We start from the raw sequence: 7,420 nt of genomic DNA on the forward strand, positions 1-7,420 counted from the left end.
TCCTTAGGGGGTCTGCTTTTTTATAGAATGTAGCATTTGCCTTTGTTTTTGCCGATGGAGTCTTTGGCGGCGGAGCGGAGAAGGCGGGAGGCTAATGAGGGACATCCGATAAGCAGAAAATTTCTGCATTCAGCATTCGTTATTTCATTTCCAATAAGTAAGGAGTAATCATTTAGAGAACTTTTATGTGCATCTTTGCAGTCAAGATTACAGCTTGGACAATTCCAGGTACCATAGATTCTTTTTAGGGGGAGATATCCACAGTGCGGGCAGTGGACTCCTTTGAGCAATTGGTCTTGAGTTATCTGATATTTTTTTAGAATTGGGATATTGGATGCTTCATGATGTTTATTAAAAAGGCGCAGCAGCTTTTTCAGCTCTTTTTCAGAGAGATGTTCTCGTCGGTATAAGTTTTCAAGCTGTACTATTCTTTCAGGAAGAAATTCGCGATGAATCACTTTTTGATGAAGATTTTTATGTCGGGGAGCTGTTTTTATAATAGATCCGGGGTTGCTGATGATAACTAATGAATGAATTGGCAGTTCAGGTATTCGAATAAGAGATAACCATTTTTTCAACTGTGTTTCCTGTCGCTGAACTTGGATAAGCGGATCCGGAAACGCCTTCTCATGCCCATTTTTTATTCGGATCAATTGATGAAATTCCTGATCAAAAAATAAGGTTCCTGCTATATTTTTCACTTCTAGGATTAAGACATAATTTTTCGAAACAACCAGTGTGTCTATTTGAAAGAAATGCTGGGAGTCACTCAGGCGCAGATCATGCATTATATAATACTTCTTTTGGGGAAGGAAGCTAAGGGGAAAGTCAAGAGCGGATTCACCTTTATAACCTGCCAAGCTTTTTAAGAGATTTTCTTCAATTATTGGCCATTTTGGATGATTTCGAGGCACTCTTCTGGCTAATGCCTGCAGTTTTTGAATAGATATTGAGATTTCTCTTGTTTTATATATCATTTTGGAGCTCCTTTCGATGATTTATAAAAAATTTCGACTTAAAATGCTAAAATTCCTACTTAAAACAGACTAATATTACGGTCTTTTTCTATAAAAAAGCATTATATCGTCAACTTCATAAAATATATCATCAACTTGTCCATTTTATCGTCAACTTCTTCAATATATCATCAACTTTGCTAATATATCATCAACTTCATCCTCTATATCAGGTTGAGGGGTTAATCTTCACAAAAAAGGAGGCTACCCCACTCGAGATAGCCCCTTTCCTCTTTAATTTGCACTTCTTTTAAACGGCCACCAGTTTGCCTGGCCAAAGTTTTTGACCATGACCGGGATGAATAGCGGCAGCATGACCAATGCATATAGCATAAGTCCGATAAGGACGATGGATGCAATCTGCAATAATGATAGCATTCCGGAAGGCATCATCGCGGCGAATGTTCCGCCAAGGATGACGGCAGCCGAGATGATGACGGTACCCATCTTTTTCATGGATAGCAGCATGGCGTCTGCAATAGATAGATCACGGTATTCATTAAATCGGTCCATTAAGAAAATGCTGTAGTCAACGCCAAGCGCAACTAAAATAACAAATGCAAAGAATGGAACCGCCCAGCTGATGCCAGTGTACCCAAGAAGGTTCACAAAAATGGCTTCGTTCATTGCCATGCTTGTATAGTAAGTTAAGATCAATGAACCTATTAAATAGATTGGCATAATGATAGACCTGAATAGGAACACAAGGATGATTGAAATTCCAAGCAGCATCAGCACAACTGTACGGGAGTAATCCTGGTCTGACATTGTGCTAAGGTCTGCATTGGTGCTGGTAATGCCGCCGACAGCGACAACGGCATTTTCAAGCTTCGTCCCTTTTGTTGCCCTTTCAACAGCCTCTTTCATTTCATCGACCTGCGCGATCGCATCATTTGAATACGGATTTGCATCCAGTACAACATCCATTGTCATGACTTTGCGGTCGTCAGACATATAGGTGTCGAACACTTGGGCAAACTCTTCATCTTCAAGGACTTCCGGAGGCAAGTAAAAACCATCCATATTTTCCGAGCTTGATAGGCCAGCCAAGTATTCCTGTGCAGAACCAAGGCCGTCAGATACCTGTTCCAGTCCTTCCGCACTCTGGCCAAGTCCGTCTGTCAGCTGATTGATTTGTCCGCCCAGATCTCCAAATCCATCGAGGAGCTGTTCCTGGCCGCCATTGATTCCGGCTAGGCCATTAGTCAGCTTCGGAAAGCTATTGACGATTTGTCCCTGGCCGCTGGCAAGCTGGTCGAGGCCATCCTGCTGGGCTTCGATTCCCTTGATCAGCTGCTGAAGGCCTGCAGCTAACTCTTTTTGGCCGGCAATGGCATTTTCAAAGTTTTCGTTCGCAGTACTAAGGCCGGACTGGAGTTGAGTTAATCCTGCACTGGCTTGATTTATCCCTTCTGAAACCATTGGCAGCTGCTCCTGCAGGCCTTTAACCTGGCCTTTGATTCCTTGATACTGTTGGTCTTGTGCTAATTCGGGATATTGTCCTTCAACATAGTTAAACAGTGCCGCATTGGCTTGTTGAATGCCATCTGACAGCTGATTCAAGTTATCCTGTATTTCTTTATAGCCTGCAATTAGTCTTGGAATGGATTCTTCCGCTGATTGATAGCCAACCAACATCTGCTGATAGCCTGTCAGCAGTTCTTCCGCTCCAGCTTTCGATTTAGCCAAACCATCCCGGATTTCATCGGCACCCATAGATCCCTGGCGAATTCCGTCTTCAATTTTAGCCAGGTTTGTTTGGATGTCACCAAGGCCGGACTGAATTTCATTTGTTCCAGAAATCAGATCATTAATTCCTTTTGCAGCACTTTGCAGCTCCGGCTCTGATTTAGCAAGTTCAGTACTAGCTTCATTTAACCCATCGGAAATTTGGTTCAAACCGTCTTTTCCTTCCCCCAGGCCTTCTTCAAGAGTCTCCGCCTGTTTGGCAATAAAGAAGTCTTCGATTGGCTCGCCGGTTGGTCTTGTGACAGAACGGATTGAATCCACTAAATCTACTTTTTCGACTTCGCGTGAAATCTTTTCAGCCAAGCCTACATACTCCGCTGACTCCATTGCCTCGTCATTTTTTAAAACAATTTGCGTTGGCATGGATTCACCTGGGCCAAAGCTGTCGGCAATTGCATTAAAGGCCTTGATTGAGTTTACATCCCCACTGATTTCTTCGAGAGAGTTATAAGATAGCTCTCCGTCATAAGTCACCAAAAATGGCACACAAACGGCAGCTACGATTAGCAGAGCGAGAAACGGTCGTGCCAGCGAGAAGCGGCCGACTGTACCCCAGAGCTTGCTCTCACCATGCTCTGTGCTTTTTTTCGATGGCCAGAAAATCCTCTGTCCAAGAACGGCCATAAAGAAAGGCACAATGGTAAACAGCGCAATTAATAGAATCGCTACACCAATTGCAACGGCTGCAGCAGATTGGTAAAGAATAAATTGTGAGAAACCAATTGCAGCAAAACCGATCATAACGGCCACACCACTGAAAAAGACAGTGCGTCCCGCATTGCGGTAAGTGGCTGCGATTGCATCCGCTGTGCTTTCATTATAGGAAAGCTCTTCTTTAAAACGGCTCAACAGCAAAATGCAATAATCTGTTCCGATTCCAAACAGTACAGCAACAAGGAAAATCTGTGTGTAGTTTGAAATTGGGAAGTCGAACTTATCAACTAGAAATGAAACAATTGATTGTGAAGCTAAATACGTAAAGCCTACTGTCAATAACGGAATAACCGGTGCAATCACCGATCTGAATACAAGCAGCAGGACAGCCAATATAAAGACAACGGTAATGCCCTCTGTCTTCTTAAGGCCTTCCTCAGAGCTCTTCGTCAAGTCTTCATTGATGAGCCACTCGCTCGTATAATAGTAATCTGCTTTTACACCGTCAATCGCCGAATACAAATCTTCACTAAGTTCAGCTGCCTCGCGGTCCTTCCACTTCACACTGACAGAAGCCAGGATTGATTTTCCATCCTCTGAAACGAGCTGTTCTTTCAGGCTTTCTTCATTAAAATGCGTCAGAATATCAGTCACGCCAATTTCTTCGCTTTTCTCTTCAAGCGTGCGAATGGCTTTTTCTGCTTCTTTTATTTCCTCATCGGTCAGTTTTTTATCATTATGAAAAACTAGTGCAACCTGGGTCTCATCCCCGCCGCCTTCCTGCTTTTGCACGTCTTCCATAATTTCTCCGGCAAGAGTGGAAGAATATTCTTCAGGAACGGTAATCTGGCCTTTTTCACGGACAAGTTCTGCCATATTTGGCGCTGCTGCAAATAAACCGGCGACTATGGCAATCCAGGCAATAATGACAAGCCATTTTCTTTTTATAATCGTATACACTCTTTATTCCCCCGCTTTATGATCTGTGCTTTCTAATAAGACTTTGTCCAGTTTTTCAAAGGTTTCAATAAACTGCTGGATTTCAGCCTGATCAAACCTGGTGATCAGCGATTCTACCAGCTTATGGATTTTTTCTTCTGCCTCAGCATAAAGCTTATTGCCTTTTTCAGTAAGAGTCAGATATACAACCCTGCGGTCATTCTCATCGCGTGTCCGCTGAATCAGCCCCTTTTCCCACATGCGTGTTATCATCGCCGTAATCGCACTCTTTTTTACATCAAACACCTCCGCCAGCTCGGACGACGTACAGGAACCAACCTGGCTCATGTACCTCAATGTATAATGCTGGTCATTGGTCAAATCGCTTCCAATCTGTTCTTTCACAAGTGACGCTGCTTTTTTTTCAACAGAAAAGGAAACCGCAATATACCGGTCGATCAATTCTTTAATATTTGGCACACTCACTTATATATTCACCTCATAACCTGATTATTCTATTATTTAACTGTTCAACTATTTAACTATTAACGTAGTTAACTTTAATGCAGGACACGGGGATTGTCAATCAGGAGATACTGCTTTATTGTTTCAGCTACGGGCACTCAAGCTTTACCGCGCGGAGGAATGAGAGCCACATCGGCTTAGCCTGTGGAGTCTCCCATTTCCCACTCCTCTGAGCAGGGCATTGGAAAAGCATCCTTGAGCAAAAACCTCGTCGTAAGAAAATGCGAATGCATTTTCGAGGAGTCAATTGCCCTCCGCTGCAATCAACCCAGAAGGTTACACTAAGTTAGCCGCCTGAGAAGCAGCAAACTTTACGAAAACAGCCTAAACCAAAACAGTTTTTTTGCGATTAATCTTTTGTTCTTGTAAAATCCAGTAACAAGACCTTTTTTTATCATAGGAGGAAATTTTTAATGAAAATATTGACCCTGCTGGGAAGCACCAGAGAAAACGGCAACTCGGAATATTTGGCAAAGAAAATTACAGACGGAACGGATCATACGCTGGTAAAGCTGACTGATTTGCATATCGAACCGATTATGGATATGAGGCATACTGAGGAAGGCTTCTCACCGGTTGATGACGATTATGAGCAATTGGTGAAGCACATGCTTTCACATGATGTTTTTGTGTTTGCCACGCCTTTATATTGGTATGGCATGAGCGGTCCGATGAAGGACTTCTTTGATCGCTGGTCCCAGTATTTAAGGGATGAGCGCTTTAACCTTAAAGACGAACTGGCAAAGAAAAAAGCATATGTCGTCATTACAGGGGGCAGCAGTGCAAAAGTGAAAGGATTGCCGCTTGTCCAGCAATTCCAGTACATTTTTGAATTTGTTGGGATCGAGTTTGCTGATTACATTATCGGAAGCGGGGTAAAGCCTGGAGAGGTCAAGGAAGATACATTTGCTTTGGCTAAAGCGGAGCAGTGGAACAGGTTGTTTTTAAGCTAAAGCCAGCTTTTCTCACCTATATCTATGATAACGATGCTGGTGATATTTTTGACTTCAGATATGTGAATGAAAAAATGAAAAAAATGAGTACATCTGATTTTATGAGTACGTTGATTTTATAAGCAAATTCTCATCTTGTCAGCGAAACACAACAAAGCCCCTCCGATAAGGAAGGGCTTTCGCATTTATTCATTATTTTTGGCTCTTTTCTCATAAATGTTGTTTGGCTTATGAATCCCGCCCGTTGATTTCCGCAGCGGGCACTCAAGCTGTCAGCGGGGAGGAATGGGAGTCTCCTGTAGGGTCTCCCACTTCCCCCACTTCCCGCTGGAGTCAAGTGCCCTCTGCTGCAATCAACTCAGTCGGTTAAACTTAGTTAGCCACCCGAAAAGCAATAACTTTACGAAAACAGGCTTATTTTTTAATCAGCTCAAGTTCAACTGGAATAAATTCTTCCAATTCTTCGCCAGCAAGGACTTTTGAAGCTGCCTCTACTGCTTGCTCACCCATTAAGTCAGGCTTTTGAGCTACAGTTGCTGCCATTTTTCCGTCTTCTACGGCTTTTACTGCATCGTCTGTGGCGTCAAAGCCCACTACGATTACATCTTCCATACCGGCTGCAGCCAATGCTTGCACTGCACCAAGAGCCATTTCGTCATTGTGTGCAAAAACGGCACCAAAATCGCTTGTGCTTTGGATAATGTTTTCCATAACCGTTAATCCTTCTGCACGGTCAAAGTTTGCTGCTTGTTTGGCAGCTACTTCAAAGCCTTCTGCAGCGGCCACTGCATCGTTAAATCCTTGGCCTCTTTCACGGGCAGCTGATGAACCGGGAATTCCTTCAAGTTCTACTACCTTGCCGGCATCGCCCAGCTGTTCAATGATGAACTCGCCAGCCATTTTTCCGCCAGCAGCGTTGTCTGAAGCAATATGTGTAACTACCTCTCCGCCTTCTGCACTGCGGTCAACTGTAATGACAGGAATATTTGCATTGTTTGCTGACTCAATTGCAGATGCAACTGCTGCTGAGTCTGCTGGGTTTACCAGCAGAATATCGACGCCTTGCTGAATTAAGTCTTCAATATCACTTACTTGTTTTGCAGGGTCATTTTGTGCATCCACTGTTGTGATCTCTAAACCAAGTTCTTTTGCTTTTGCTTCTGCACCATCACGTAATGTAACAAAGAAAGGATTGTTCAAAGTAGAGATAGATAATCCAATTTTCTTTGCGCCTTCTTTTTCCCCGCTGTTTTGATCGGATGATTTTTCCGTGTTTCCTCCGCCCTGCTCCAAGGAACATGCACTAACAACCATAGCGACAATTGCGACGATAAAAATTTGAAATAATTTTTTCACTGCTAAAACCCCCTTGAATTTTAAAATTAGGCTCTTTTTTCATAAATTGTTATTTTCACTTTAAATGCTGCCCGTTGATTTCAGCACGGGGACACTTGCTTTCCGCGGGGAGGAATGCGAGCCTCCTCGGCTTCGCCTGCGGGGTCTCCCACTTCCCTCACTTCCCGCAGGACATTGAATAAGCTTCCCTGACCTGGCACCGCACGAAGGAAATGCGGTAGCATTTTC

The 7,420-nt window shown here is 43.4% G+C and carries 5 protein-coding genes; 1 reads left to right on the forward strand and 4 read right to left on the reverse strand.

The annotated features are described in order from the left end of the window. Nucleotides 1–20: 20 nt before the first annotated feature. From L634_RS0119855 to L634_RS0119865, 3 genes are all read right to left on the reverse strand, one after another. A complete protein-coding gene (locus L634_RS0119855) occupies nucleotides 21–977 on the reverse strand; it encodes a nuclease-related domain-containing protein (RefSeq protein ID WP_026583948.1) in 957 nt (318 codons plus the stop codon). A 273-nt stretch (nucleotides 978–1,250) separates the two neighbouring features. After that, nucleotides 1,251–4,379 carry an MMPL family transporter gene (locus L634_RS0119860; protein WP_026583949.1) on the reverse strand — a complete coding sequence of 1,043 codons (3,129 nt, stop codon included), beginning with the start codon at nucleotides 4,377–4,379 and terminating at the stop codon, nucleotides 1,251–1,253. A 3-nt stretch (nucleotides 4,380–4,382) separates the two neighbouring features. Continuing rightward, a complete protein-coding gene (locus tag L634_RS0119865; protein WP_026583950.1) occupies nucleotides 4,383–4,844 on the reverse strand; it encodes a MarR family winged helix-turn-helix transcriptional regulator in 462 nt (153 codons plus the stop codon). A gap of 452 nt (nucleotides 4,845–5,296) precedes the next feature. On the opposite strand from L634_RS0119865, the gene L634_RS0119870 reads away from it, so the two are divergent. Continuing rightward, nucleotides 5,297–5,836, forward strand: a complete 540-nt coding sequence (locus tag L634_RS0119870) for a flavodoxin family protein (RefSeq protein ID WP_026583951.1) — start codon at nucleotides 5,297–5,299, stop codon at nucleotides 5,834–5,836. A 414-nt stretch (nucleotides 5,837–6,250) separates the two neighbouring features. On the opposite strand, the gene rbsB is transcribed toward L634_RS0119870, so the two are convergent. Then, complete coding sequence (gene rbsB, locus L634_RS0119880) at nucleotides 6,251–7,192, reverse strand: ribose ABC transporter substrate-binding protein RbsB (RefSeq protein WP_026583952.1); 942 nt, start codon at nucleotides 7,190–7,192, stop codon at nucleotides 6,251–6,253. Nucleotides 7,193–7,420 lie beyond the last annotated feature (228 nt).

This window comes from Bacillus sp. J33, from assembly GCF_000518885.1.
Taxonomy (GTDB): domain Bacteria; phylum Bacillota; class Bacilli; order Bacillales; family Cytobacillaceae; genus Cytobacillus.

Excerpts from the sequence above, each read along its gene's own strand:
- L634_RS0119855 (WP_026583948.1), bottom strand. The coding sequence starts at position 977 with ATGATATATAAAACAAGAGAAATCTCAATATCTATTCAAAAACTGCAG.
- L634_RS0119870 (WP_026583951.1), top strand. The coding sequence starts at position 5,297 with ATGAAAATATTGACCCTGCTGGGAAGCACCAGAGAAAACGGCAACTCG.